At 74.5% G+C, this 1654-nt stretch carries 1 protein-coding gene; it reads left to right on the forward strand.

All coding sequences use genetic code 11. The features are described from left to right. Positions 1-184 precede the first annotated feature (184 nt). A partial coding sequence (locus tag HW445_RS30105) for a GAF domain-containing protein (RefSeq protein WP_180223974.1) occupies positions 185-1654 on the forward strand: 1470 nt, incomplete at its 3' end.

The raw sequence follows: 1654 nt of genomic DNA on the forward strand, positions 1-1654 counted from the left end.
GGCGACGCCGCTTTCCCGTGCGACGCCGCCTCCCGGGACCGGGGCGCCGTTGCCGGAGGCCGTCGGGCGCCGGCCGTCCCCGTCCCGCCCCGACCCGCCCCGCACGTGCCGGGTGTCGCGTTCCGGCGGCTACCGTTGGCATATGCGCCGAGGTGCGCACGGCGGGCCGACGGGGAGGAGACCGGTGGACGACGCGGACGACCTGGCCACCCGCCAGGTGCGCCTGCCGCACCTGCGGCTCGACGACCTGCTGGACGAGCTCCAGGGCCGTCTGCAGGCCGCGCGCGGCACCCGGGACCGCGTCCACGGTCTGCTGGAGGCGGTGCTGTCGGTCGGCCGCGACCTCGACCTGGAGCAGGTGCTGCGCGGCGTCGTCGAATCCGCGACCGTGCTGGTCGACGCCCGGTACGGCGCGCTCGGCGTGCTCACCCCCGACGGCCAGGGGCTCTCCTCCTTCTACATGGTCGGCGTGGACGAGGATCGGATCGCGCAGATCTCCAGCTTCCCCGCCGGGCACGGCGTGCTCGGCCAGCTGGTCCGGCACCCGGAGCCGCTGCGCCTCGACCGGCTCTCCGACCACCCGGAGTCCTTCGGCTTCCCGGCGCACCATCCGCCCATGGAGAGCTTCCTGGGCGTCCCCGTCCGGGTCCGCGACAAGGTCTTCGGCAACCTCTACCTCACCGAGAAGGGCAACGGGCAGGGGTTCGACGAGGAGGACGTGGCCGTGCTCTCCACCCTGGCCGTGGCGGCCGGGGTGGCCATCGAGAACGCCCGCCTCTACGAGGAGTCCCTGCTGCGGCAGCGGCTGCTGCGGGCCGGCGCGGAGATCACCCGCAGCCTGATGTCCGGCAGCGACCGCGGCGAGGCGCTGGCCCTGATCGCCGAGCGGGCCCACGAGGTCACCGGCGCGCAGGTCACCGTCGTGGCGGTACCGGTGGAGGACACCGGCTCGCTGGTGCTGGAACTCGCCATCGGCGAGGACGCCGAGGAGTACCGCGGGCTGGTGCCGGCCCAGGACGACAGCTTGATCGGGCGGGCCTTCGCCACCGGTCGCCCGGTGGTGGTGCACGACGTCTCCAAGGACCACCGGGCGCTCTCCGCGCTGCCCCGCACCGCCGGGATGGGCCCGGCCGTCGCGCTGCCGATCGGCAGCGGCACCGCCGACGTTCGGGGTGTGGTGCTGCTGGTCAGGGAGACCGGCCGGACCGCGTTCACCGCCACCGAGATCGAACCGCTTCAGGGCTTCGCGGCTCAGGCGGCCGTGGCGATGGAGCTGGCCGACCGGCGCCGCGAGGCCGAGCAGATCGCGATGCTCCAGGACCGCGACCGGATCGCCCGGGACCTGCACGACCTGGCCGTCCAGCGGCTCTTCGCCACCGGTATGACCCTGCAGAGCGCGGGCCGCTTCATCAGCCATCCGGAGGCGGCCGAGCGGGTGACGCACGCGGTCGAGGACCTGGACGAGACCATCAAGATCATCCGCTCGACCATCTTCGGGCTGCGCGCCCGCGACGGGATCTCCGGTGCCGGGCTGCGCTCCCGGGTGGTGCGGACCGTCGCCGAGGCGGCGCGGGACCTGGGCTTCACCCCCGGCGTGCGGACCGCGGGCCTGATCGACAACGACGTCCCGGCGGACCTCGCCGACCAGGTGGTG

This window comes from Streptomyces sp. UH6, from assembly GCF_013421635.1.
In the GTDB taxonomy this organism is placed as follows: Bacteria; Actinomycetota; Actinomycetes; order Streptomycetales; family Streptomycetaceae; genus Streptomyces; species Streptomyces abyssomicinicus.